We start from the raw sequence: 25,940 nt of genomic DNA, 5'->3' as shown, positions 1-25,940 counted from the left end.
AATATTAATGTAACATGAAGTTTGATCTCACTCAAATTGATTGCGTTGATGATATTTCCAAAGAAGATTTCGAAAAGAATTATCTGAAGAAGCGCAGACCCCTGGTTATTAAAAATATGGCCAGGAACTGGCCCGCGTATAGTAAATGGTCTATGGACTATATGAAAACTGTAGTCGGCGACAAGATGGTACCTTTATATGATAGTTCTAAAGCTGATCCTTCCAAACCAATTAACGCCGCTGCTTCGGAAATGAAATTCAGCGACTACATTGATTTAATCCGATCCACACCGACCGATCTTCGTATTTTCCTTTTCGACCCGATTAAACATGCGCCCAAATTACTGGAGGATTATATTGCGCCTAAAAACCTGATGGGAGGTTTTCTGGATAGTTATCCGAATATGTTCTTTGGTGGAAAAGGATCCGTTACTTTTCTGCACTATGATATTGACATGGCCCATATCTTCCACACACATTTCAATGGCCGCAAACATGTAATTCTATTTGAAAACAAATGGAAAGACCGCCTCTACCAGATTCCTTATGCGACATACGCCCTTGAGGATTATGATGTCGAAAATCCTGATTTTGAAAAATTTCCTGCGCTGAAGGGTGTAAAAGGTGTCGAAGCTTACCTGGAGCATGGCGACACTTTATTTATGCCTACGGGATACTGGCACTGGATGAAATATCTTGATGGTTCTTTTTCTATCAGTCTGAGAGCCTGGGATAAATCATGGTCAGTGAAAGCAAGAAGTCTTTTTAACTTAACCATACAGCGTAAATTCGATGATTTTATGAAGGGTAACTTCAGGTTTAAATATATGGACTGGAAGGAAAAATTAGCCTTTAAAAGGGCCAATAAGGCTTTAGCAAATCACAAACCTGAGTAAAATTAGGTTACATACTAGTATTTATACCCGTTTTCAGAATTTAATTCACAATTTGCAGCCTAGATTTTATCTTTTTGATTATGAGCTTCATCCTTAAACCGGTTGATACTGTCGAGCAGATCAGCCCCGCGGATTTTAAGAAAAATTACCTGAACCCGCGAAAACCACTAATTATAAAAGGATTAACAAAAAGCTGGCCTGCAAGAGAAAAATGGACAACGGAATACCTGAAAGAAATTGCAGGTAACCTGGAGGTACCGCTTTATGATAATGCGAAGGCCGACCCCTCACGCCCTATTAATTCTCCTACAGCAAAAATGCAGTTTGGAGACTACCTGGATCTAATTAAAAGAGAACCTACTGAACTCAGAATCTTCTTTTTTAATTTATTCAAGCATGTACCCAGCCTGATAGATGATATCGTTTTACCCAAAGATTTAATGGGTGGCTTTATTGAAAGCATGCCTGCCATGTTCTTTGGTGGCTCTAATTCGGTAACTTTCCTGCACTACGACATAGATCTCCCGCATTTATTCCATACCCATTTTGGCGGAAGAAAGCATATTATTCTTTTCGACAATAAATGGAAAGAAAGGTTATACTGTATTCCAAACGCCACGTATGCACTGGAAGATTATGATGTGGCCAATCCGGACTTTGACAAGTTCCCTGCACTGAACGGTGTTGAAGGGTACGAGGTCTTCCTGGAGCATGGTGATACTTTGTTTATGCCTACAGGAATGTGGCACTGGATGAAATATCTTGACGGTTCTTTCTCACTCAGCTTAAGAGCCTGGGACGCCTCTCCGGTAAGAAAAGCGCAAAGCTTGTATAATCTTGCTGTGAAGGGTGGTTTGGACAGTCTGATGAAGATGGCGTTTAAAGCTCCTTATGCACACTATCGTGAAAAACTGGCGGTAAAGCGCGCAGAAAGTGCACTAGCCAGAAACTCGCCTTCCTAATAAATTCTACCTCAGGTATTTTGACTTGCAGGTAACATTATTGGCAACCCAAACTTTTACCTTAGATCAATCGTTAATTGTATTATATGAGAGGTTTCCAATTTTCTAAATTTGTTCCTGAAAAGCAGGTGGCCGGTGGGTTTGACGATCTGTTTAAGTTATTTATGCAACTGCTCAATGTAACAGCCGGCGATGCTGCTTCTTCTCTTTCCTGGATGACGGAAATGGACAAGCTGCATTCTTTCACCAACAATGATTACGGTATCGGCGATTTTATTGAAGATCTTAAGGAAAAAGGCTATATCGCTCCTGACGAAAAGGGGGATTTTAAAGTCACTGCCAAATCTGAACAAACAATCCGTAAATCGGCACTGGAAGAGATATTCGGACAGCTCCGGAAATCTGGAAAAGGTGATCATACGAGTAACTTATCTGGCCTTGGTGATGAAAACAACGCGATCCGCAGAGCTTACTCTTTCGGAGATAGTGCCGATCAGATTGATATGACAGCTTCTATTCAGAATGCACAGATCAATCACGGGATCAACGATTTCATCATGACCGAGAATGACCTGGAAGTGCATGAAAAGGACTATAAAACGACTACAGCAACGGTGCTGATGATCGATATTTCTCATTCTATGATCCTTTACGGGGAAGACAGGATCACACCTGCCCGGAAAGTTGCTATGGCCCTTTCAGAGCTGATCAAAACTAAGTTTCCAAAGGATAGTCTGGATATTGTAGTCTTCGGTAATGATGCCTGGCCAATTACTCTAAAGGAGCTTCCCTACCTGGAAGTTGGCCCTTATCATACGAATACTTGTGCTGGCCTGGAGCTGGCTGCAGACATTCTGCGCAGAAGAAAAACACCTAATAAACAGATTTTCATGATCACTGATGGCAAACCTACCTGCCTCAAGGAAAATGGACGCTATTATAAAAACAGTATAGGTCTTGATCGTAAGGTTGTCGCCAAAACACTGAACATGGCCGCTCATTGTAAAAGGTTAAAAATACCGATTACTACTTTTATGATTGCCAAAGACCCCTATCTCCAGCACTTCGTGCGGGAATTTACCAAGATTAATGACGGAAGGGCTTTCTACAGTTCATTGGAAGGTCTTGGTGAATACATTTTTGAAGATTTCATTACCAACAGAAAAAAAACAGTTCGATAATTCGGCATCTATCTATGGACCATAATTTAATTCAAACGCTTGGCGCCCTCAAAAACGCCGGATATACTTCATTAAGCGTAAAAGAGGAATTACGCAAGAATCTTATTACCCAGCTCCAGAATAAAGCTGCTGGTTTTAAAGGCATCGTCGGCTACGATGAAACAGTAATACCTGAACTGCAAACGGCAATCTTATCCCGTCATAATATTCTGCTGCTCGGTCTTCGCGGGCAGGCGAAAACCAGAATCGCAAGGTTAATGGTGAACTTGCTGGATGAGTATGTCCCTTATATTACAGGGAGCGAAATCTTCGACGACCCTTTAAACCCTATTTCCTGGTTTGGAAGAGATATTATTTCCCGTATGGGTGAGGATACGCCCGTAAGCTGGCTTCACCGCTCTGAAAGATATACGGAAAAACTAGCTACACCTGATGTAACGGTCGCCGACCTGATTGGTGATGTCGATCCTATTAAGGCGGCGGCAATGAAGTTAACCTACAACGATGAAAGAGTCATTCACTTTGGTCTGATCCCGCGTGCACACCGTGGAATATTCGTGATCAATGAGCTGCCTGATCTTCAGGCCAGAATCCAGGTTTCCTTGTTTAATATGCTACAGGAAAAGGATATTCAGATCCGTGGTTTTAAACTCCGTCTCCCGCTGGATGTACAGTTCGTATTTACTGCAAATCCGGAGGATTACACGAACAGGGGCTCTATTGTGACACCACTGAAAGACAGAATTGAAAGTCAGATACTAACGCATTACCCACAAACGATCGCTATTTCCCGCAAAATCACTTTCCAGGAAGCAAGGGTTACCGAAGAACAGCTGCAGCGTGTGGAAGTAGATGGACTGGTAAAAGACCTGATTGAACAGATCGCTTTTGAAGCTAGAAAAAGTGAATATATAGATCAGAAATCTGGTGTTTCTGCCAGACTGACAATCTCTGCTTACGAAAACCTTATTTCTTTTGCTGAGCGAAGGGTTCTGGTAAGTGGCGAAGAAAGAACGGCAGTAAGACTGGCCGACCTGATTGGCATTATTCCTGCCATCACCGGAAAAATCGAGCTTGTCTATGAGGGTGAAATGGAAGGTCCGGCGAAAATAGCAGGCACGCTTACAGGTAAAGCAATTAAGGCTTTATTTCCAATCTATTTCCCTGATCCAGAAAAAATCAAAAAGAGCAAAGGAAAAAATCCGTATCAGGAAATCACAGACTGGTTCACCGAGGGGTACACAATGGCCATAACTGACGATATGACCAATGCGGAATATGAGGCGGAGTTAATGAAGGTAAATGGCCTTTATGACCTTGCAAAACGTTTCCACCATACATTGAGTGCCGCACAAATCCTGCTGCTGATGGAATTCATCCTGCATGGTCTTGCCGAGCATTCTCAACTAAGCAAAAAATTCTTAACCGGCGGATTTAGTTTCGCTGATATGTTCGATAGTCTCTTCACTGCCGGTTCGGACGAAGATGATATAGATTTTACCTGATTTTATGGGCAGATTACCTTTTCTGATTACTGGCTGTCTTTTGATAATAGCCTTTGACTACTACTTTGTGAATGCCGTTCTGGCGGTTTTCAAATCCTGGTCCAAACCTGTACGTGATGGGTTCAAAAAGATTTACTGGTCAATTAGTATCCTGCTGATCGTAGGTGTCTTTGCGGGTATCTACCTGAATATTTATCTATCACTGCGTTCGGTAATCATGGTTTCTTTTTTCCTGATTACTGCTTGTAAAATTGTAATGCTGCCTTTCCTGCTGCTGGATGACCTGCGCAGACTGGTCGTTTACGTTTTCAGGAAAAAGAAAGTTGTGGAGGATGCAGGTATAAACGAACATAATGGTTCTCCTGTGATCGCTGACGGTGGTCCTGAGCCAATCACACGCTCCGCCTTTCTGGTGAAAGCCGGGCTAGTGGCTGCTGCTGTTCCCTTAACGTCTTTAACCTGGGGCATTGCTTCGGGTGCATATGATTACCAGGTCCGCAGAAAAACATTGATCTTACCTAATCTGCCTGCTGCTTTCGATGGTATTACCATGGGGCAGGTTTCTGATATCCACTCAGGCAGTTTCTATAATAAACGGGCTGTATTGGGGGGTGTAGAAATGCTCTTAGGGGAGAAGCCTGATTTTATTTTCTTCACCGGCGATATTGTAAATGATATGGCCAATGAAATGCGCGGCTACCAGGATATTTTCAGCAAGATCAAGGCTCCTCTGGGTGTGTATTCTACGCTGGGTAACCACGATTATGGAGATTATCATTTTGGAAAGGAGCCTTCAGCTGCGAAAGCTAAAAACCTTGCAGATGTGATTAAAACACACGAACTGATGGGCTGGGACCTGCTCATGAATGAAAACCGCCGGTTAAAAGTGGGCGGGGAAGAGATTGGCATCCTCGGTATCGAAAACTGGGGAATGGGCCGCTTTCCGAAATATGGAAAAATGGAGCTTGCTGTAAAGAACACAGATGATCTTCCGGTAAAACTACTGCTCTCCCATGATCCTTCACACTGGAGAGCCGAGGTTCTACCTAAATATCCGCAGATCGATGCGATGTTCAGCGGGCATACGCATGGTATGCAATTTGGTGTCAGAACTGAGCATTTTCAATGGAGCCCCGTTGAATATATTTACAAGGAATGGGCTGGTCTTTACCAGGAACAACAGCAACAGCTATATGTGAATGTGGGATATGGGTTTCTTGGTTATCCGGGAAGGGTGGGTATCCTGCCTGAAATTACTATTTTCACATTGAAAAGGGCGTAATGATTGCTCTATGCATTATTCTATATAATGTTAGAAAACATTCCGGACATAAAAAAAGCACGCTGAATTAAAACAGCGTGCTTTTTTTATGTCTTTTGATTATTTTGTTCTCTACTCTAATTCTAAGCTGTATTAACCTGCATTAAAACGGTAACCAATACCTCTTACAGTCTGCAATAATTGCGGATTGTCCGGATTGAGTTCAATTTTCTTTCTCAATCTTACGATATGCATGTCCAGCGTACGGGTATTCACATCAGAATTGTACCCCCAGACAACCAGCATCAGCTCGTCCCGGTTAATGACCTTGTTCGGATTTCTAAGGAAATATAAAAGAATTCTGTTCTCCAGAATAGTTAACTCAATTTTTTTGCCGCTTCTGAAAAGGGTATGAATATTCGGATGGTGCTCCATGTCGCCAAAACGGTGTATCTCCGAACGGTCGTTATTAAGCAAAAACTTCACTTTGCTTTCCAGCATGGCAACCAGTACATCCATATTAAATGGCTTGGTCACATAGTCAGAAACACCAAATGTATAAGCGTCGATCTTATCGACATCCTGTGCCTTGGCAGTCATCATAATAATTAATTTATCGAATCCCTGCTTACGAACTTCTTCGCAGACTTCCGAGCCTTGTTTTCCCGGCAGCATCCAGTCCAGTAAAACAATATCCGGCTTTTCGTCCATAATCGTTCTGACTGCTGTTTCACCATCGCCATTCTCCAGGATCTCATATCCTTCGGATTTCAGACGGTGAACAACCAAGAATCTTAAATTTTCATCATCCTCAACTATCAGTATTTTAATTCCTTTAGACATATCATTAATTGTTATAAGGCAGTACGATTTTAAACTCTGTTCCTTTGTTTACTTTACTTTTTACGCTTATCTCTCCACTCATATAGTTAACCAGTTCTTTACAGAATGCAAGGCCAAGCCCCACGCTTCCATTTTGATTATACTGATTTTGGATTCTATAAAATTTCTTGAAGATATGATTAATCTCCGGTGCCGGAATACCTATCCCCTGATCTGTAAACCTAAGCACAATTTTTCCTTTTATCAACCGCGCCGTAATATGCAGCCTTTTAAGTTCTGGTCTGGAATATTTATAGGCGTTCTCTGCTAAATTATCAAAAAGACTTCCTAAAAGTACGGGATCTGTAATAAAAGTGCTGAAACCTGAAACTTCATAAGTCACATTAAAGTCGGGGTGTTTCAATGTATGGGATTCGATAGTACTTTCTATAAAATCTTCCATATTTACGATATCCTTGTTGAGCTCTATGGCGTTATTTTCAATTTGTGTGAAGGCCAGTAATTTATTCATCAGTCCATTGAGCTTATCTGCTTCTTCATCCAAAATCTTACCGTACATCTTCAGCTCTCTTTCTGTAAGCGATGCAGCACTCTTGATATTGTTTCCAGCTATTTTAATGACACTGACGGGCGTTTTAAACTCATGGGTAAGGTTATTCACGAAATCGTATTGCAGCTTAAACATCCGGTGGTTAATATTCAGATTCCGGAAAATAAGATACGCAACCAATACGAGCAGACTATAAAACAGCAGCATGACGAGCGAAATTGGAATAAAATAACTTCTGATCTCTTTATCCACGAATGATTTGGCTGAAATAAAATAGAGCTTATAGTCGGAGAACGGACCGGGAAGGGCAATCTCCGTTGCAATATATTCAGATGAGGTATTCAAAGGATCGTAAGTAAGCGGCTCTATTCTGATGTTCTGATATAACAGCGGGCGCGAATTGATAATCCGGATCTTATAAGGATCCATATGAAATGATAACATATCCTGCTGGTAAACAGGCGACGGGTGCAGCTTGTTACGCAGCATCTCTTTATAAATTTTCAGATCTTCAAAACGGGGGATATTAAGATAGGTGATCTTATTAGACCGGATATTACTGAAATTTGTAAATAGCTCATCCTGTGCCGGCACTTTTGTTGTGTCGAGATTTTCAACGTAAGATATGAGTTTGATACCCAGAGCATTGAAATCATCCCTGTGATTGAATTTTTTTGTCTCGTCCCTGGAAAAAAGCTTCACGGAGTCCATAGGCACTAAATCTCCAAACTGATAGACCAATTTCGGGCCTAGGGAGAACTGTCCGGTATTAAGACCGTCTCTGACTGGTCCGTTATTAACCTCAAGATCATAAAAGACAACCTTAGAAACAAAGGGATAGGTTTTTAAAATAGTATCCACAAATTTCGCTGTAGTAGCGGAGTCGAGGTATCCGTTATAATAAGATATCTCCGGCACTTTATTCTGAAAGAACTCATTATAAGGTTTGATACTTTCTTCTAGTACTTTAACCTTTTCAGAGACAAACTCATTCTCTATAAACTTTTTACTGAAATTATAGGCAAGAAACAGGGACAGGATAAAAAGCACCGAGATTAAGACGATAAATATCAGAATCAGGGAGAAGTTTTTACGGTAGCCGCTGTAATGTTCAGAATGCATAATTTACTATTTGCCCGATAAATTGTTGGACAGGAAATGTTCCAATGCTGTATAAAGTTTCTGACGGACATCTTCACCCTGAGGGGAAAACTCGCTGTATTCTTTTTCCAGATAAGTCACTTCTACATTTCTTTTCTTCAGCTCTTTAACAAATTGAATGGCCTCTCCCGAATTACTTCTCGGATCCTGCGGGTTTTGTGCGATAAACACAGGAACCTGGATTTTATCGGCATGAAACACCGGAGATGCCTGACGCATATAGTCCACTTCTGTTACCGGATTTCCAATAATTTCGTAATACATCTGCAGATTTGGTGTTAAAAATGGTGGAATTGATTTTAAATAACTGAATAAATTAATGACTCCTGAATTCGACCCGCCACAAACATACATACCCGGACTTGAATATAAGCTATTTAAGGCAATATAGCCACCAAAGCCTGTCCCATAAATAGCGATTTTGGATGGATTCGCAACTCCTTCATTAATCAGCCATTTCACGCCGTCATGAATATCTTCCTGAATTTTACCACCCCATTGTTTAAACCCTGCTGCCATGAAGTTCTTACCATATCCCGATGATCCCCGGTAATTCATCTGAAAGACAGCATATCCACGGTTGGCCAAAAACTTAACTTCAGCATTATATTCCCAGATATTTCTATTTCCCGGACCATTGTGCGGCAATACTACTACTGGTAAATTAACTGGATTCCGATGTTGTGGCAAGGTAAGATAACCCTGGATCTTCAGACCATCACGCGCCTTAAAAGTAACAGGCTTCATTTCATTCATCTCCGATTCTTTGATCACCGGATTAAAGTCGCTAAGCTTACGCACATTCTGTTTCTTCACATCATACAGGTAATAAGAGCCTGGATTCCTGTCGGTAAATGTTCTAACCACATACAGGTTCTCGGCAATATCACGATCAATAATCCGGGATTCCGTACCTGGCAAAAGCTGATCCAGTTTGCTGTACAGCTTCTTTGCATTGCTATCCAGATAGAATTTTTCTTTCTTCCAGGTCTCACAAATCACAAAGGAGAACTTCTTCTTAGAGGATGAGTATTGTGCATCTACGACGTTAAGCGTATCATTACTAAAGAGTACTTTACTTTCTTTTCCTTTATTACAGTCTATCTCTACAAGCGCGCATTTATCTCTGTTTACATCAGAAATAGCATAAACTATATTCGGATTCTGTTCTGAAATAGATAATGGTTTAAAGGTAGATTTAAAATTATTCGTCACCACGGCTTTAAACGGTTGATTTTCTTTCTCCCTGTACCACAACGTCTGATTCACACCATCGCTGGATGTAGCAAGCCTCAGGTTTCCTTTTGAATCAGTAAACCAATCAATAATATTACCGGGATTCCGCGCCGCCATATCCATCTTCCCGTTTCTGACATTTAAGCGATAGACATCAAATACCGAAGAATCCCTGCGGTTAGATGAAACTAACAGATATTTTTCGTCTATCAGTTTTTCTTTGAGTACGCGCATACGACTCCTGCCATTATTACTTAACTGACGTTCATTGTCGCCGTTTCGGTCTATTATAAAAATATCCGAAAATCGCTCCGCTCCTGCTTTCTCTTTATAATAAATTAGTTCTTCATTACTAACCCAGAAATAATATTTAATATTTTTTTCTTCGAATTTCGTGATCTGCTCTGTCGTCCCTGTAGCGAGATCTTCTACAAAAAGATTTTGCTTTTTACCTTGTACCTGCACAAAGGATAATTTCTTCCCATCGGGAGAGATACTGTATAAACTCTTATCCAGAGATTTAAAAAAGTCAGCTACAGGGATTATCCTTACTGTTTTTTCCGGTTTGCAGGCATTGCAGAATAGCAGGAAGAGAACCGGCAACAGTAGTTTAAGCTTTACATTCATAGCATAGTGTAGCGTGCAAAAATACATAACGGCTTTTGTGTATTATTGGAGTACACCAATATTGTTACTTTTCTAACTCCGTTAATAGTTCAAAATAATGAAATTTCATTTGAAGCAAAACAAAAGTACGTAACAATTAAAATACGTGCATTTTTATATACACATTGGCATTGAGTTTTTCGTGCCTTCGGGAGAATTATGAACATAGAAATCACCTATCAAATGGATTCAATATGATATATTTGCAACATGCTATTATACAACGCAACTTTAATTATTGAAGAGGCTTCAGCCGGAGCCTGGATGCAATGGATGCAGGGAGAATACCTGCCTGAACTAATGGAAACTGGCCTGTTCATTTCTAAACGTTTACTAAAGGTAGTAGATTCACCAAACGAAGGACTTACCTATTGTGTGCAATTTATTGCAGAAAATCAGGAAGCATGCGATATTTATCAAAATGACTATGCACCTGCGTTTATTGAACGGATGAATATCATGTTCAAGGACAAATATGTATCCTTTAACACCATTATGGAATTTATAGATTAATAATATGAATATAATCCCTACTCCTATACATGACCTGTATGTTATCGAACCTAAAGTATGGCAGGATAACAGAGGTTATTTTTTCGAAAGCTACAATGCTAAAGTACTGGCAGAAGCCGGAATTAAAGCAGAGTTTGTACAAGATAATCAGAGCTTTTCACAGAAAGGCACACTCAGAGGTATGCATGCTCAGAACTTCCCCTCTCCACAGGGTAAATTAGTTAGAGTGATTCAGGGCAAAGTGCTGGATGTAGCAGTTGATATCAGAAAAAATTCTACAACCTATGGTAAGAATTTCAGTGTTGAACTTAGCGGCGAAAACAACAAACAGCTATGGGTTCCGCCTGGATTTCTACATGGTTTTTTAACCTTAGAAGACAACACTATTTTCAGTTACAAAGTGACCGGATATTTTGATAAAGGTGCGGAGATCGGTGTAATGTGGAATGATAAGGATCTGAATATTGACTGGACGAGTCATTTAGCTGAATCTGAATTTTTACTTTCTGATAAAGACCGTGTACTGGCTTCATTCGATGATCTGGAAAGTCCATTCTAATAGCTTTACCGTAAGTCTTCAACATAAAAGATAACGAATCATTTTCCTATAAAACAAAAGCGGCTGTATCATTTTTCATTTAATGATACAGCCGCTTTTGTTTTATAGTTTATAACACGATTATTGCTTAATCAAATTATATAATTCATCCAATTTTGGTGATAATACCACCTCGATTCTCCTGTTTCTGCTTCGGCCGTCCGCTGACGAATTAGATTCCAAAGGCTGGAATTCTCCTTTTCCAGTGGCAGTTAACCGAACCCCGGGAACTTTTTCATTCTCAGTTAGAAAACGAACTACCGAAGTGGACCGTAGCACACTCAGATCCCAGTTATCTTTGATCTGCCCCAGATTATTTATTTTCTGCGAATCAGTATGGCCTTCGACAGCAATAATGATCTCAGGCTGTTCTTTCAATACTTTAGCAAGCTGAGTCAAGGCTTGTTTCCCCTTCTCATCAATAACGATACTGCCGGATGGGAACAATAACTTATCCATCAGCGAAACATATACTTTACCGTCTTTCATCTCAACTGTCAGCCCGCTTTTTGTAAAGCCTAATAAAGCCTGCTGTAGTTTCTCTTTGAGCTGATTTGTTGCTTCATCACGTTTGCGTAATACATCTTCGACTTCTTTCAGCCTTTGTTCACGTTTTTTAAGGTCATCAGACAGCTTACTAATTGCTGATGAACTGTTACTCTTGAGTGTTTTATACTTGCCGTCTACATCTTTATATTTGCCGCCTAATTCATTCAGCTTACCATATAAGTCTGCTGTATCCTGCTTCAAACGTCCGATAGTCTTTTCAAGGCTTTCATTGGAGTTCCTTGCGCTGCCCAGATCTGTATTGAGAGAGTCTCTATTCGCCAGCAAAGCTTTATATTTTTTAGGGGACATTACAACACATGACGTAAATGCACTCACCATTAATCCAACGGCAGAAAATAGAAAAATTCGTTTAATCATCTTATTTATTGGTCTAATGCTTTTCTGAGGAAGGAAACAAAAGGATAGACTCCCTGAAAAGCTTTTTTTAATTGATTGTTTATTTCGGGTTTAAAAAGGTCAGTATCGGAAATCGGAAATGAAGCTATAAAACTCTTCAATCTTAAATAATCAATCATAGGATTTTCCGGATCATATCCTTTGGGAGCTTTCTTCAGCGTATCGGAGTAAGATAACTCAAACTGACTGCTGAATTGCTTCTCATTGACAATTTCCTGAAACTCTTCTGCACTATAATCAATCTCTTCTCTAATGAGTTTCAAATCTGAAGCCTGTGGCATCCAGGATCCTGCTGCGAAAAATGAATTGCCAGGCTGGATGTGAAGGTAGTAATCGGGTCCTCCATTTTGTTTTACAGCAAAAGAAATCCCATAATTATTCTTATAAGGATCTTTATTCTTACTAAAACGGACATCTCTATAGATCCGCATCAGGCACTTTTTAGGATTAGTTTCCAGTGGAAAAGCGGGGTCGGCAGCTGCAAGTAAGGGAATCAACTCTTCGACCCAATTAAGGACGTCCTCTCTTGCCACTTCATAACGGGGTTTATGGATTGCAAACCACTCTCTATTGTTATTGGCAGCGAGTTCCACTAAAAAATTAAGGCTTTCAGGTTTAATCATGGTCTGTCATATATTGGATTGTAACCGATTCTCGGGGAGAGCCAGTGCAATAAAATAATTCGGGAATATCTGTAATTAAATGGGGAAAGCAGAAAACAGCCTCCAAAAATAACGGAAACATATAACCATAGAGAATCGAACTCCAGATTACCGCCAGAAAATATATAGGTCGCAAAGCCTGTAGCGATCATCTCAGTTACATTCATAGCATAGCTGACATACATCGCCGCATAAAAGTATCCAGGTTCAATTTCATAGCGCTGTCCGCAATGACCGCAATTCTCGTTCGTACGCTGTAAATTAAATCCATACAGGTTTCCAGTAAATATGTCGCCTCTTCTGCAGTGCGGACATTTTCCGTTAATTACTGCCGATAGCTTTGTGGTTTTTACCATATCCGGCAACCGATCAGGAGCTTTGCGTAAACTTTGAAGTACGATACTTTTTATACCATAAAACACCGATACCAGCAATTAAGATATATGGAATAACCAGCAGATAAACAATGCCAGTATTTAATCCCTTTCCCTGTGTATTACCATTCTTAGTACCTTGTTCAGCACTGATCGAACACATAGCACATTGCGCAGAGGCAGTTGAAATTCCAGTGCCGATAAAAGCACTGCAGAAAAGCAGACAGATAATTAAAAACTTTTTCATGTGTATGATATTTTTTAATTCAAAGCAAACCATGCGGTATATATAATCTCAGCTTATAATAAGCCTATTGGCATGACAACAAATATAAACTTTATAGCATTCAGATAGCAAGGGGCGATTCACACAGTGATGTCAAAAAAGAACTGTATCCGCTAATTATACTAATCTTAAAAGTTATAGTATGGACTGATCATCAAGTATACAATAACTCCCGATACAGCAACATATAACCAAACAGGAAATGCCCATCTTACGATCTTACGGTGACGCTCAACCTGCATACTGAAACCGCGCAGGAAACTCACCAGAATAAGTGGCAACACAATTACAGCAAGAATGATGTGGGTAATTAGAATAAAGAAGTAAATCATTCGCGTAGCGCCTACTGCCGCGAGTTCAGCTGCATCTAAAATCCCATTATGGTCAATATCACCATATTTGGTGTCTTTCTCGTATAGGTGAAAGAGAATATAGAATATAAGAAACACTGCAGACAACATAAATGTAATTATGTTGGTGATTTTATGGGCCTGAATATTTTTCTTCTTGATAAAGATCAGGGAAATTACAAGTAATACAGCACAGGTTGCGTTGATACCGCCAATCAAATGTGGCAGCAAATAAATAAATGAAGGTTTTGTTTCCGGTGCCGGAACAAGCTTCAATGCAATTACGACAACAAGTACTACTGCAGTCACAATCCAGATGAGACGCAGGAAAAATTTATCATTTAAAGTAGTCATGTTTAGCTAAATTGTTGGGCATTATCTGCCATCACGGACATTTCTGAGTTCTTCAGCAATAAGAACTTTAATTTCATCATCGAGTTTAGAGAGTGCTTCCTGGTTAGTCGCATCGTAATACCCCCGGATTCTATGCTGTGGGTCCAGTAGTACAAAAAGGTTACTGTATATAAACTTCTTCTCACCATTCTCTATACCCTGGTGAGCATCTATATAAAGTCCCTTATTAATCCATTGATAGATTTCCGTACTGTCTCCTGATAACAAATCCCATTTACCGGCATTCGCACCAATTTTGTCAGCATATTTTTTCAATTCTGAAGGTTTATCTGCAACCGGATCTATACTTAAGCTTATCGCATGAACCAGTGGATTCTTCCTATAAGTGTTCATATAGTTTTTCATTGCCTTACCGGCAAATTCAACTGCATAGTTATCACCCTGTGTGTAAAATAGATTCAGCACTATAATCTTTCCTTCATACGACTTCCAGGTTACACTGTCAGCAGCTTGATTCAACAATTTAAAGTCGGGAAGCATATGATAGATAGTGTCAGGAATTTGTTTGCCCATTTTGGAATGGAAAGTCGATGCAACCTCTTTAGGGCCAAAAAAAGGCAAAGGCTTATACCGGTTTTTACCTTCTTTAACGAGTGCATAATATAAAAATCCTGGTACCGCTAAAATCGATACCAGGATTAATACTTTCTTTATTGAAGTTAACCTCATGGATGAAGTGACATGTGTAAATGAAGATACCCGCCTTCTATAAGCATTAGAACAATGAAGTATATAATAAATATAAAGGCTAGCCCAAGCGCGAGCTGTAGACCGGTTTTTTCAAACTTAAGGTGCATAAAGTAAGCAACGATATAATATGCTTTCAGAATTGTAAGTAAAATATAAAGAACGTTACCTGTCGTATGTCCCATCATACCTTTTGGCAAAATAACCAGGGCTATGATAAATTCAACTACCGTAATACCTAACAGGATAAAAAATACCTGCCAGATTTTAGATTTGCTTAGACCAGCATGCTCATCATGTGCATGTTCTTCTGTATTTTGTATGTTATGTTCAGACATGTGATTAAGATTAAAGATGGAAAATTATACTAGGTAGAAGAAGGTAAATACGAATACCCAAACCAAGTCAACAAAGTGCCAGTAAAGTCCAACTTTCTCAACCATGAGGTAATGACCACGTTTTTCAAATGTACCGTTCATCGCCATAATCAGAATGATAATATTTAAAAGGACACCCGTAAATACGTGGAAACCGTGAAAACCGGTGATCGTAAAGAATAAGTTAGCAAACTGTAATGCAGAAACATTGGAAACCGGGCCTACAAAGAAATCCTGTAACCTATCAGCTGCAGGAATAGATCCCCACCAGAAGCCTTCATGGTGTAAGTGACTCCACTCCAATGCCTGACAGCCAAGGAACATGAAACCACCGATAATTGTAGCGACCATCCAGCCTACAACTTCTTTTTTCGCCATTCTATGACCAGCTTCTACAGCAAGAACCATAGTAACTGAACTCATAATCAGGATAAAAGTCATGATACCTACAAACACCAAAGGCGCACCTGTATCCACAATACCCGGGATAGATTGGAAAACCAGATCCGGATCAGGCCATGTAAACTTAGAGAAACGTTGAGCTCCGTAGTATACTAATAAGGAAGAGAATGTAAATGCATCAGATAGCAAGAAAAACCACATCATTATTTTTCCGTATTCTACCGACCACGGTGAACGGCCGCCACTCCATGGAGTAGTTTTTACCTGATCTAATTGTGATAATGAATTCATTTTAAAAATTGTAATAGTTTGTTAAAAAGTCTAACTGTTCAAAAGTAAAAAAACATAAAGATATATCCATAATATATCTATAAAATGCCAAAATATAGAAGCAATTTCAATACGATAAACCGCATTCTCCTGCGGAACCTTAGTATAAGATCCCCAAAGGCTGTTTAAAATAAAACAAACGCCTGCAAAGATATGCAGTAAGTGCATTCCGGAAACAATGTAAATGACCGAAATTGCAGCATTGTTATTAACTAATGTCGCTCCGGTCTGATATAAAGCAGACCATGCATCGACCTGTAAATAACCAAATCCAAGTCCGAGTGCTAATGTAACCCAAAGCAGGCTCCTTTGTGCACTAATATTCTGCTGACGTACAGCACGAGCTGCAAAAAACAGACAAATACTACTTAGAACAAGTACCAATGTACTGTAAGTGAACATATCCGGTAAAACCAGACCATGTCCTTTGCCCTTAGATGCTGCAAAAACGATGTAATAACTCGTAAATCCTCCAAACATAATTGTCGAAGAAACTACAAACAGCCAGAGTACGAATTTCTTGGCTTTGGTTGAAGATTGTAAATCGTGTTCTACATCTTCCTGTTTTAATGTATGTACCATATTATTTACCTATAAAATCAAATAACAAAATCAATTGAACCAATGGGATATAAAAGAATGAAGCAAACATAACTTTTCTCGCACTTTCGATATCCAGGTTTACCAGCAGCTTATAAGCATACCAAAGGAACCATAACCCTGCAATCAGGGAAAACCCAGCAATATAATACCCACCGAATCCGTAAAATGTGGGCATCAGACTAACCGGAATCAAGACTAACGCACTAATAAATACAAATGCAGCGCTAACGCGATCACGTTTCTTTGTCGGCAGCAAACGGAATCCAGCCTTTTTGTAATCATCATCCAGCACCCATGCTATAGCCCAGAAATGTGGGAACTGCCATACGAACTGAACTAAAAATAATATCCCTGCTATTTCATAATCAATAGGCAAGAAGTGTTTAACATGCCCCATTGCAGCTAAGTAGCCGATAAGTGGGGGTAACGCTCCTGGAATAGCACCGACAAATACGGCAATAGGAGATTTTCTTTTTAAAGGTGTATAAGCAAATGCGTATAACAGGATAGAAAAGACAGAGATCAGTCCGGTTTCAAGGTTTAGTTTACCAAGTAACCAGGTACCGAACATCCCCATAATAAGTCCCATAACCAAACCCTGCCCGGTTGTCATTCTGCCAGCAGGCATCGGACGGTCCTTTGTACGGGTCATTAGCTTATCCAGGTCCTTTTCAATAATCTCATTAAAACAATTCGCAGCACCGGTGACAAGAAACCCACCCACAACCAGGATTAACCAGTTGCCCCAGTCAATTCCTGGAATTTCACCTCTGGCAACCTGCATTCTGGATCCAATCAAAAAAGTAATGGAAGCAGAAAACACAACCAGAAATGTAAGTCTGAATTTGATGAGTTTAGATAGATCTGAGAAAAATAATTTCAATTCCTGTATGTTTAATATTATTGATTGTAAGTCCGTGTGCGGTATACCTGTAAAAAGAGGTAAAACTGCAGGGTAAACAGTACTGTTGAGAACACTAAGTGCGTTGCCTGAGCGAAAGGAGGCAGTGCAAAGTTAGACAATATTAATCCACTTGCAATCTGAATCAGCAAAACTAGTATGATCATATTAGACATTCTCAATTCTTTGGCTTTACCCCCAAATTTGTTCATCATCAACTGATAAATCACCACATTAGCGACCACCACAAAAATAGCGAGATCCCGGTGATACTGAAAAATGGCACCTGTTTTAGCAACCCATGTATTCCGCTGTTCATAGAGTAAATTTCTGGAAACCTCATCAATAGCTTCTCGCACTTCAGTACCAAAAACAATCTGAATAATGCTGAGAATAACCGAAACCGACACTAATAGTTTTAGCCAGCCTGTACCAGATATAATGATGGTGCGTTCCCTGTTTAAACTATCCGCATAAAAATGCGTATAAACCAAAATGGCAAGAATCACTATGGCCAACAGCATATGCACGGTTACAATCCAGGCAACCAGATTTGTAGAAACAACAATTGAACCAAGCCAGGCCTGAATAATAACAATCACAACATTCAGCAAGCTCAGGACAATAAGCCTATTGGCTTTTCCCTTATACGCGAAAGAACAAATGACGAGTCCGACCAACAAAAACCCTGTAACGGCACCTGTAAGCCTATTAATATACTCGGTCCAGGTTTTGGCGACGTTAAACTCTTCCGGAACGGCGATTGTCTCATCATGGCGGATACTGTTAGCCAGATGAGATTTACCCATTTTATCAAGCAGCTTTGCGAAACGCTCGTTTTTAGCAATCCTTCCAGCTACATACTTCTCTTTATAATCCTGGGGCAACTGATCAACAGAGGTCGGCGGAATATACTGATCAAAGCACTTAGGCCAGTCAGGACAGCCCATTCCGGAACCCGTACTGCGGACAACTGCACCCGCTAGAATGAGCACCAGTGTGACGATTAAAGTTATCAGGTTAAGCCGGATAAATCTATTTTCAGATTTAGTAACCATGTAGTTGAAAAGGTTAAAAAAAATGAGGTTACTGAACTAAGTATAAACTCAACCAGATAACCTCATTCATTATTTTATATTGGAATTAGTGCTGTTCGCGCACAATACCGTTAGCAGCATCCCATTCTCTCTGGATACGCTCAGACTCAGCATTACCTTCAAAATCATGAGGCATGTTTGAATGCATCGTTTGAGAATAAGGAACAGTTTGAGGAATGAAATCTTCTTCTGCACCAGGTTTACTGTAATCATATGGCCAACGGTGAACTGTTGGAATTTCTCCCGGCCAGTTACCATGGATATGCTCAACAGGCGTAGTCCATTCCAATGTATTAGATTCCCAAGGATTCTGTGTAGCTTTTTTACCTTTAAAAATTGAGTAGAAGAAGTTAAACAGGAATGCTACTTGTGCCAGAGCCGCTACAATCGCTGCCCAGGTTACAAATACGTTAACGGTAACCCATTTCTGCATAAATTCAAACTCAGTGAAGGCATAGTAACGACGCGGAACACCGTCAAGACCTAAGAAGTGTAATGGGAAGAATACCAGGTATGCACAAATAAAAGTAAGCCAGAAGTGCAGGTAACCTAATTTAGCATTCATCATTCTACCGAACATCTTAGGGAACCAGTGATAAACACCAGCAAGCATACCGAAGATTGCAGCAGACCCCATTACCAAGTGAAAGTGAGCAACAACAAAGTAAGTATCATGCAGGTTAATATCCAGTGAAGCATTACCCAGGAAGATACCTGTTAAACCACCAGAGATAAAGAATGAAACCATACCGATTGCACAAAGCATCGCTGGAGTGAACCTGATATTACCGCGCCACAAAGTAGCCAGATAGTTGAATGTTTTTACTGCAGAAGGAACCGCAATAATTAAAGTCGTGATCATAAATACACCGCCCAGTAATGGATTCATACCCGTTACAAACATGTGGTGACCCCATACGATAAATGATAACACTGTAATACCGATCAGTGAGTAAACCATCGCATGGTAACCAAAGATTGGTTTTCTTGAGTTCACAGAGATAACCTCAGAAGAAATACCTAATGCAGGCATAATTACAATATATACCTCTGGGTGACCAAGGAACCAGAATAAATGCTGCCAAAGAATTGGAGAACCACCTTCATTCGGTAACACCTGTGTACCCATTACGATATCAGAAAGATAGAAACTTGTACCGAAACTACGGTCAAAGATTAACAGAACAACACCAGCAACTAATACAGGGAAAGATAACACTCCCAGAATAGCTGTCAGGAAGAAAGCCCAGATAGTTAATGGCATTTTCCAAAGATCCATACCTTTAGTACGCATGTTTAATACAGTACTGATATAGTTGATACCACCCATTAGCTGAGAAGCAACAAATAAGACCATACTAATTAACCACAAAGTCATACCCATGGCTGAACCAGAAATAGCTTTTGGAATAGCAGATAACGGCGGATAAACTGTCCATCCGGCACTCGCAGGTCCAGTTTCAATAAAGAATGAAGCCATCATAATTACACAGGCTACAAAGAATAACCAGTATGAAAGCATGTTCATGAAAGGCGAAGCCATATCCCGTACACCTAGCTGAAGCGGAATTAATAAGTTACTGAATGTACCACTCAATCCGGCAGTCAGTACAAAGAATACCATGATGGTACCGTGAATGGTAACCAGGGCAAGGTAAAAATCAGGTTTGATCCTTCCTCCTTCTGCCCATTTACCTAAAAAGGTCTCTAAAATAGGGAAACTTTTATCTGGCCATGCTAATTGCAAACGGAATAAAATCGACAATCCCATGGCAATAACAGCCATAACGATACCAGTTATTAAAAACTGTTTAGCGATCATCTTGTGATCCTGGCTAAAAATGTACTTCGTTATAAAAGTTTCCTTGTGATGACCATGATCGTGTCCGTCATGATGATCATTGTTATGTGTATCGTGTAATGTTATAGTTGACATAATGCGCTATTCCAGTATAATTATTTTTTTAAAGCCGGTTTGTTCATTGCTACAGCAGAAGAATCTTTGCCAGCAGTTGCAGTACTATCAGCAGGTGCAGCCGGAGTTGCTCCTGCAGCAGGATCTGCTACTAATGGTAAGTTAAATTCTTTCCTCAGATCATTATTTATAATTAATGGTTGCTCAGCAATCCAGGCGTCATATTCAGCCTGAGAAACAACACGAACAACTTTCTGCATATTATAGTGACCAGATCCACAAATTTTTGAACATAAGAACAAGAATTTAAAAGCTGGATCATTAACCTTTGCCTGCATATCGGCGGTAGTAATTGTAGGCGTAAATTCAAAGTAAGAAGTCATACCGGGAACAGTGTTTAACTGAACTCTGAAATGCGGCATGTAAAAACTGTGTAATACGTCTTTACTAGTTAAGATTAATCTTACCGGTTTATTTACCGGAATAACCATTTCCTCTGCCATTTGGTCATCAAGGTTGTTCTTATCATTAAAGTCCATACCTAAACCATTTGTACCAGTGATCAGTTTGTAGTTTTTCAAACCAACAACACCATCAGCACCAGGATAACGGATAGTCCAGGAGAACTGCTGAGAAGTAACTTCAATGCTTATAGGCTTATTATTAGGGTCTTCAATTTTGTAGAAAATTGATCTCCAGGTCAGGAAGCCCATTAAAACAAGAACAGTTAAAACTAAAGCAGGAACGATAGTCCAGATACGCTCTAAAGCATTGTTATGCGGATAGTAGTAAGCTTTTCTCTTTCCGGAGTGTTTGTAGATATAAGAGAATACAAACAATACAATATGTGTTCCGATGAAAACAATTGTTGTAAGGATCAGTGTAATGTTAAACATCTGATCAATTTTCTTACCATGTTCCGATGCCGCGTCAGGCAGGATCATGCTACCATGAACTGTATATTCAAAATATACACCGCCAAGACCAACTATTAAGAAAAGTATGAAAAGAACCGCATTAATGGTATTCCAGTTGATTCCTTCAGGTTTGTCCTGGGCTTCACGTGTTAACTCATATACCCGTAAAGCTTTACCGATTATTGCTATAAATAAGCAAACCAGTAAAAATAACAGGGTATAAAATGCAACCGATTTGTAAATCGGCAACATATCGATCGGTTTTGCAGCCGTAGCGGCAGCACCGGCGGCAGCTTCTTGTGCAAATGCGCTGGTATTTGCAAACACAGTAACAATCACTGCCAGGGCCGCTATTGTCTTATTGCTTATAAATTTTCTTAAACTCATTTTCTTAAAAGTAGTACGATGTACTTCTACTATACTATTAATTTATATACTCTCTAACCAATAATTACAACTGGTGATTCAGACTCTCTTCAAGGAGAGGATGATTCTTTGCAATCAGCGGGCTCTTACTTAGTGCAGACAGTACTGTAAAGGTAAATAATCCTACAAATCCAATAGCTGTTCCTATCTCAATAATACCAAAACCATTATGTTCTTCTACAGTACCCGGCATGATCATCTGGTAGTAATCTACCCAGTGTCCGCAAAGTACCACTATTGAAACACCTAGTAAGATATTTTCGTGTCTTTTATTGTCACGGTCCATCAGCAGAAGAACCGGAGCAAGGAAGTTCATTACTAAATTCAGGTAGAACCAGAATTTGTAAAACTCAAACCTTTTGTAAAAATACACAGTTTCTTCCGGCATGTTAGCATAATAGATCAACATAAATTGAGCAAACCATACATATGTCCAGAAAATAGAGAAACCAAAGATAAACTGACCAAGGTTGTGCAGGTGGCTATTATTAACCCATTGCATATAACCTGCTTTTCTCAGCAGAATGATAATCACTGCCATAGTAGCAAGACTACTCACCCACATTGCTGCGAAGTTGTACCAGCCGAACATTGTAGAGAACCAGTGAGCCTCAAGAGACATCACGGTATCAAAAGCAAAAATTGGAGTTGTGAATCCGTAGATAACTAAAAATATACAAGAGTACTTGAAACTCTTATTATAAGAAGTTAATCCACCTTCCAGATCCTCGTTGGTAGAAAGTTTAGAAAGTAATAAAGCGAAGAAGCAATATACTCCCAAAAATATTACCTGACGGGCAAGGAAGAAAGGCACATTTAAAAATGCCGATTTACCGTCAATTAATTTATCATAGTTAGGATCCGTCGGGTCGGTAAGACCTGGGGCATTCCAGTGGTGATAAAGGTTATGTGTATAAAGACCAGCTCCGATGATAGCGATTAAAATCACTACTGCAATAGGTAGTACTTTGGCCATAGCCTGAGGTACACGGAGTATAGATGCAGACCAACCTGCCTGTGCGACAAACTGAACAGCTAAAAAGAATGCGCCTGACATACATACACATGCAAAGTAGTACGCCATTAATAACAGGTTGGCAAAAGTCCGTTCATGAAGTCCATGATCAGAAAAACCATAGCCGATACTTGCAAGTCCGATGACAATAGCCACGATACTTAAAGTTTTCGCCTTTCCTGTAAACTCAAACTGCTCAGTAAAATTATAATTGTGAGTTCCCATTTATATCTGCTTTTCTATTGTATTTTTTGTAATTGTTGAACATACATCACGACTTTCCATCTTTGATCTGGAGTTAGCTGAGAAGCATGTGATCCCATGTTATTTAAACCATACATAATTGTATGATAGATTTTGCCTTCGCTCAGATCTGACATAGCACCACCGCGTGATGAAGCAGCGTCACCATGGTAAGCAGGAACTCCGGCATATTTCTCAATTTGTACCAGATGACCTTTACCATCACCATTGTCACCGTGACAAGGACCGCAGAATACGGTATAGTAATGTTTACCAGACAAGAGGTTCTGCTCAGAATGCGGAAGAGGATTCTTCAGGTTTGCACCTGCAGCTTCGTAACCTTCTTTAGTATTTGCATACTCATACTTAACGAACCCTATTGGGTTAGTGTTTGCAGGAGGAGTTTGTGCAGTTTGTCCGTTAGCGAAATTATTGTTCGGCTGATCAGGGTTATAAGCAAGAGGATCATACATATTTCTTGCATATTCCAGTCCTGTACTTTTGTTATCCTTACAGGCTGAAAGCGTCGCAACAAAGGCCAAAAGAACAAATGAGGCTGCAACTATTTTATTCTTATTCATAGCTAATATACTTCCTTTCATTGTGCTTAACTTCAATAGCACCAGCTTCTTTTAATAACCCGTCAATTTTACTGTGTTCTGCATTTTGCTTAGCATCTACAGCGATAATAAATCTATCGTTGGATGCTCTAAGATCCATTACCCTAGGTGATCTACCCGGGAAAAGGTGAGTAGACGCGTAGTAAGCACCAACTAAACCAAATGCACAAAACAGTACAGTTAATTCAAACATAATTGGAATAAAATCCGGTAGAGCCATAGCTGGCTTACCTCCAATATTATGTCTCCAGTCTACCACAGAGGTCAGATAGATCAATGCGAATGCAGATGCTGTACCGGTGATCCCGCAGAAAAATGCGAAAACATCCAGTCTTGATCTTTTAATTCCTAGTTTGGCTTCGATGCCGTGGATAGGCATGGGCGTATATACATCATAAATCGAGATGTTATTCTCCTGTAACTTTTCGATGCCATGCATCATTTCGTCCGGATCGCCGAAACTGCCTAAAATATATTTGATATTACTCATTGTTATATTTTTGCGTATTCTTCTTGTTTAACACTATCAAATTTCTCTAATGATTCTACGTACTCTTTTACCTGAGCTTTATCCAGGTGACCAGATTTAATCTGTTTCAGTTTTTCCTGCTCACTAGAAGACTTAAGAATCATTTTCACCTCTGCGATTGCAATAGAAGGAAGTACTCTCAGGAATAACAGGAATAAAGTAAAGAATACTCCGATTGATCCAACAAATACACTTACGTCAACCCATGTCGGATAGAACATTGCCCAACTTGAAGGCAGGTAATCACGGTGTAATGAAGTTACGATAATTACGAAACGCTCAAACCACATACCAATGTTAACTACGATTGAGAGAATCCAAGTAGCAGTGATGCTTAAACGGATTTTCTTGAACCATAACAACTGAGGAGAAATTACGTTACAAGTCATCATCATCCAGTATGCCCACCAGTAAGGACCGGTTGAACGGTTGACGAAGGCATAAGTTTCGTATTCAGAACCTGAGTACCAGGCGATGAAGAATTCTGTTAAATAAGCCACACCTACGATGGAACCAGTAAGAATGATGATTTTGTTCATCGATTCAATATGGAACATGGTGATGTAGTTCTCAAGACCCAGAACCTTACGTGCGATAAGTAATAACGTTAATACCATCGCGAAACCAGAGAAAATCGCACCGGCAACGAAGTAAGGAGGGAAAATTGTGGTGTGCCATCCCGGGATAACCGAAGTTGCAAAGTCCATGGATACAATTGTATGTACCGAAAGAACCAGTGGCGTTGAGATACCTGCAAGCACAAGTGATACAGTCTCAAAACGTTGCCATGTCTTAACGTTACCGTTCCAGCCGAAAGAGAAAATCGTGTAGATTTTACGGCGAAGACCAGTAGCACGGTCACGAATAGTAGCGATATCCGGTAATAGACCTGTATACCAGAATAGTAAGGATACAGAGAAATAAGTAGAAATCGCAAACATATCCCAAACTAGCGGTGAGTTAAAGTTTACCCATAAAGAACCAAACTGATTTGGTAGAGGTAATACCCAGTAAGCTAACCAGGGACGACCCATGTGGGAAACAACGTATGTTGCGGCGCAAATAACGGCGAAGATGGTCATCGCCTCTGCAGATCTGTTAATTGAGTTCCGCCAGTTTTGACGGAACAGTAAAAGTACAGCTGAAATAAGTGTACCGGCGTGACCGATACCTACCCACCATACGAAGCCGGTAATATCCCAGGCCCATCCTACTGTTTTATTCAGCCCCCATGCGCCGATACCAAACCAGAAGGTATAACTAACGGCTACGAGCCATAAAGTGGCTCCACAAAGGGAGGCAATAAAACCTATCCACCACGCCCTGTTCGGCTTGTTTTCAACCGGAGTTAAAATATCATCCGTAATCTTAGCATACGTGATATTCTGTCCGGTGATTAGTGGTTCTCTTAAAATTGATTCGTTATGTCCTGACATAATGTATTTTCTTTAATA

Annotated in this window: 27 protein-coding genes; 7 read left to right on the top strand and 20 right to left on the bottom strand. The window is 40.0% G+C overall.

Going from position 1 to position 25,940, the window contains the following annotated elements:
- Window positions 1–14 precede the first annotated feature (14 nt).
- From BM192_RS07420 to BM192_RS07400, 5 genes are all read left to right on the top strand, one after another.
- Window positions 15–896, top strand: coding sequence for a cupin-like domain-containing protein (locus BM192_RS07420; RefSeq protein ID WP_037443509.1), 882 nt, complete (start codon window positions 15–17; stop codon window positions 894–896).
- An 80-nt stretch (window positions 897–976) separates the two neighbouring features.
- Window positions 977–1,858: a cupin-like domain-containing protein gene (locus BM192_RS07415; RefSeq protein WP_037443507.1), complete on the top strand. Its 882-nt coding sequence runs from the start codon at window positions 977–979 to the stop codon at window positions 1,856–1,858.
- Between the two features lie 86 nt (window positions 1,859–1,944).
- The gene (locus tag BM192_RS07410) at window positions 1,945–3,039 is read left to right on the top strand and encodes a vWA domain-containing protein (RefSeq protein ID WP_037443505.1); all 1,095 of its coding nucleotides are present in this window, start codon (window positions 1,945–1,947) and stop codon (window positions 3,037–3,039) included.
- Window positions 3,040–3,053: 14 nt separating this feature from the next.
- On the top strand, window positions 3,054–4,544 hold the full coding sequence (locus BM192_RS07405; protein ID WP_037443502.1) for a sigma 54-interacting transcriptional regulator: 1,491 nt from the start codon (window positions 3,054–3,056) through the stop codon (window positions 4,542–4,544).
- 4 nt (window positions 4,545–4,548) lie between these two features.
- Window positions 4,549–5,826 (top strand): metallophosphoesterase, encoded by a 1,278-nt coding sequence (locus tag BM192_RS07400; protein WP_037443500.1) that lies wholly within the window; start codon window positions 4,549–4,551, stop codon window positions 5,824–5,826.
- A 132-nt stretch (window positions 5,827–5,958) separates the two neighbouring features.
- Here BM192_RS07400 and BM192_RS07395 read toward each other — a convergent pair whose 3' ends face one another.
- From BM192_RS07395 to BM192_RS07385, 3 genes are read right to left on the bottom strand one after another with little or no spacing between them, the layout of a single operon-like run.
- Complete coding sequence (locus BM192_RS07395; protein ID WP_037443498.1) at window positions 5,959–6,648, bottom strand: response regulator transcription factor; 690 nt, start codon at window positions 6,646–6,648, stop codon at window positions 5,959–5,961.
- A 4-nt stretch (window positions 6,649–6,652) separates the two neighbouring features.
- Window positions 6,653–8,320 carry a sensor histidine kinase gene (locus BM192_RS07390; RefSeq protein WP_037443496.1) on the bottom strand — a complete coding sequence of 556 codons (1,668 nt, stop codon included), beginning with the start codon at window positions 8,318–8,320 and terminating at the stop codon, window positions 6,653–6,655.
- Between the two features lie 6 nt (window positions 8,321–8,326).
- The gene (locus BM192_RS07385; RefSeq protein ID WP_037443494.1) at window positions 8,327–10,222 is read right to left on the bottom strand and encodes a S9 family peptidase; all 1,896 of its coding nucleotides are present in this window, start codon (window positions 10,220–10,222) and stop codon (window positions 8,327–8,329) included.
- Window positions 10,223–10,471: 249 nt separating this feature from the next.
- Here BM192_RS07385 and BM192_RS07380 point away from each other — a divergent pair, with 249 nt between their 5' ends.
- A complete protein-coding gene (locus BM192_RS07380) occupies window positions 10,472–10,774 on the top strand; it encodes a DUF4286 family protein (protein WP_037443492.1) in 303 nt (100 codons plus the stop codon).
- 4 nt (window positions 10,775–10,778) lie between these two features.
- Window positions 10,779–11,333 carry a dTDP-4-dehydrorhamnose 3,5-epimerase gene (gene rfbC / locus BM192_RS07375; RefSeq protein ID WP_037443488.1) on the top strand — a complete coding sequence of 185 codons (555 nt, stop codon included), beginning with the start codon at window positions 10,779–10,781 and terminating at the stop codon, window positions 11,331–11,333.
- A gap of 120 nt (window positions 11,334–11,453) precedes the next feature.
- Here the strand turns inward: rfbC and BM192_RS07370 are convergent, their stop codons facing one another.
- From BM192_RS07370 to nrfD, 17 genes are all read right to left on the bottom strand, one after another.
- Window positions 11,454–12,296 carry an OmpA/MotB family protein gene (locus BM192_RS07370; protein ID WP_081857505.1) on the bottom strand — a complete coding sequence of 281 codons (843 nt, stop codon included), beginning with the start codon at window positions 12,294–12,296 and terminating at the stop codon, window positions 11,454–11,456.
- An 8-nt stretch (window positions 12,297–12,304) separates the two neighbouring features.
- Entirely contained in the window at window positions 12,305–12,961 is a 657-nt protein-coding gene (locus BM192_RS07365; RefSeq protein ID WP_037440833.1) for a DUF2461 domain-containing protein, read from the bottom strand.
- On the bottom strand, window positions 12,958–13,356 hold the full coding sequence (locus BM192_RS07360) for a hypothetical protein (protein ID WP_037440835.1): 399 nt from the start codon (window positions 13,354–13,356) through the stop codon (window positions 12,958–12,960). Before BM192_RS07360 ends, BM192_RS07365 begins: the two co-directional genes overlap by 4 nt.
- 13 nt (window positions 13,357–13,369) lie before the next feature.
- Window positions 13,370–13,621: a hypothetical protein gene (locus BM192_RS07355; RefSeq protein ID WP_037440836.1), complete on the bottom strand. Its 252-nt coding sequence runs from the start codon at window positions 13,619–13,621 to the stop codon at window positions 13,370–13,372.
- 167 nt (window positions 13,622–13,788) lie between these two features.
- Window positions 13,789–14,364: a DUF420 domain-containing protein gene (locus BM192_RS07350; RefSeq protein ID WP_037440838.1), complete on the bottom strand. Its 576-nt coding sequence runs from the start codon at window positions 14,362–14,364 to the stop codon at window positions 13,789–13,791.
- Window positions 14,365–14,385: 21 nt separating this feature from the next.
- A complete protein-coding gene (locus tag BM192_RS07345) occupies window positions 14,386–15,093 on the bottom strand; it encodes an SCO family protein (protein ID WP_037440840.1) in 708 nt (235 codons plus the stop codon).
- Window positions 15,090–15,449 (bottom strand): cytochrome C oxidase subunit IV family protein, encoded by a 360-nt coding sequence (locus BM192_RS07340; RefSeq protein ID WP_037440842.1) that lies wholly within the window; start codon window positions 15,447–15,449, stop codon window positions 15,090–15,092. Before BM192_RS07340 ends, BM192_RS07345 begins: the two co-directional genes overlap by 4 nt.
- A 24-nt stretch (window positions 15,450–15,473) precedes the next feature.
- Window positions 15,474–16,181: a cytochrome c oxidase subunit 3 gene (locus BM192_RS07335; protein ID WP_037440848.1), complete on the bottom strand. Its 708-nt coding sequence runs from the start codon at window positions 16,179–16,181 to the stop codon at window positions 15,474–15,476.
- Between the two features lie 30 nt (window positions 16,182–16,211).
- On the bottom strand, window positions 16,212–16,802 hold the full coding sequence (locus BM192_RS07330; RefSeq protein WP_037440851.1) for a cytochrome c oxidase subunit 3: 591 nt from the start codon (window positions 16,800–16,802) through the stop codon (window positions 16,212–16,214).
- A 1-nt stretch (window position 16,803) separates the two neighbouring features.
- Window positions 16,804–17,706, bottom strand: a complete 903-nt coding sequence (gene cyoE, locus BM192_RS07325; RefSeq protein ID WP_037440853.1) for a heme o synthase — start codon at window positions 17,704–17,706, stop codon at window positions 16,804–16,806.
- A 17-nt stretch (window positions 17,707–17,723) separates the two neighbouring features.
- On the bottom strand, window positions 17,724–18,782 hold the full coding sequence (locus BM192_RS07320; RefSeq protein ID WP_037440856.1) for a COX15/CtaA family protein: 1,059 nt from the start codon (window positions 18,780–18,782) through the stop codon (window positions 17,724–17,726).
- Between the two features lie 85 nt (window positions 18,783–18,867).
- Window positions 18,868–20,757 carry a cytochrome c oxidase subunit I gene (locus BM192_RS07315; protein ID WP_170844845.1) on the bottom strand — a complete coding sequence of 630 codons (1,890 nt, stop codon included), beginning with the start codon at window positions 20,755–20,757 and terminating at the stop codon, window positions 18,868–18,870.
- 20 nt (window positions 20,758–20,777) lie between these two features.
- Window positions 20,778–22,040, bottom strand: coding sequence for a cytochrome c oxidase subunit II (locus BM192_RS07310; protein WP_037440861.1), 1,263 nt, complete (start codon window positions 22,038–22,040; stop codon window positions 20,778–20,780).
- A gap of 64 nt (window positions 22,041–22,104) precedes the next feature.
- Window positions 22,105–23,319 (bottom strand): hypothetical protein, encoded by a 1,215-nt coding sequence (locus BM192_RS07305; RefSeq protein WP_037440863.1) that lies wholly within the window; start codon window positions 23,317–23,319, stop codon window positions 22,105–22,107.
- A gap of 14 nt (window positions 23,320–23,333) precedes the next feature.
- Window positions 23,334–23,918 carry a c-type cytochrome gene (locus tag BM192_RS07300; protein ID WP_234797526.1) on the bottom strand — a complete coding sequence of 195 codons (585 nt, stop codon included), beginning with the start codon at window positions 23,916–23,918 and terminating at the stop codon, window positions 23,334–23,336.
- Window positions 23,911–24,447 carry a DUF3341 domain-containing protein gene (locus tag BM192_RS07295; protein ID WP_037440866.1) on the bottom strand — a complete coding sequence of 179 codons (537 nt, stop codon included), beginning with the start codon at window positions 24,445–24,447 and terminating at the stop codon, window positions 23,911–23,913. Before BM192_RS07295 ends, BM192_RS07300 begins: the two co-directional genes overlap by 8 nt.
- Before the next feature lie 2 nt (window positions 24,448–24,449).
- The gene (gene nrfD / locus BM192_RS07290; protein ID WP_037440869.1) at window positions 24,450–25,922 is read right to left on the bottom strand and encodes an NrfD/PsrC family molybdoenzyme membrane anchor subunit; all 1,473 of its coding nucleotides are present in this window, start codon (window positions 25,920–25,922) and stop codon (window positions 24,450–24,452) included.
- Between the last annotated feature and the right edge of the window lie 18 nt (window positions 25,923–25,940).

Source organism: Pedobacter antarcticus, from assembly GCF_900112985.1.
GTDB classification, from domain to species: Bacteria; Bacteroidota; Bacteroidia; order Sphingobacteriales; family Sphingobacteriaceae; genus Pedobacter; species Pedobacter antarcticus.
The sequence above is the reverse complement of the archived record's forward strand: the minus strand, read 5'-3'. Positions and strand labels throughout refer to the sequence as shown.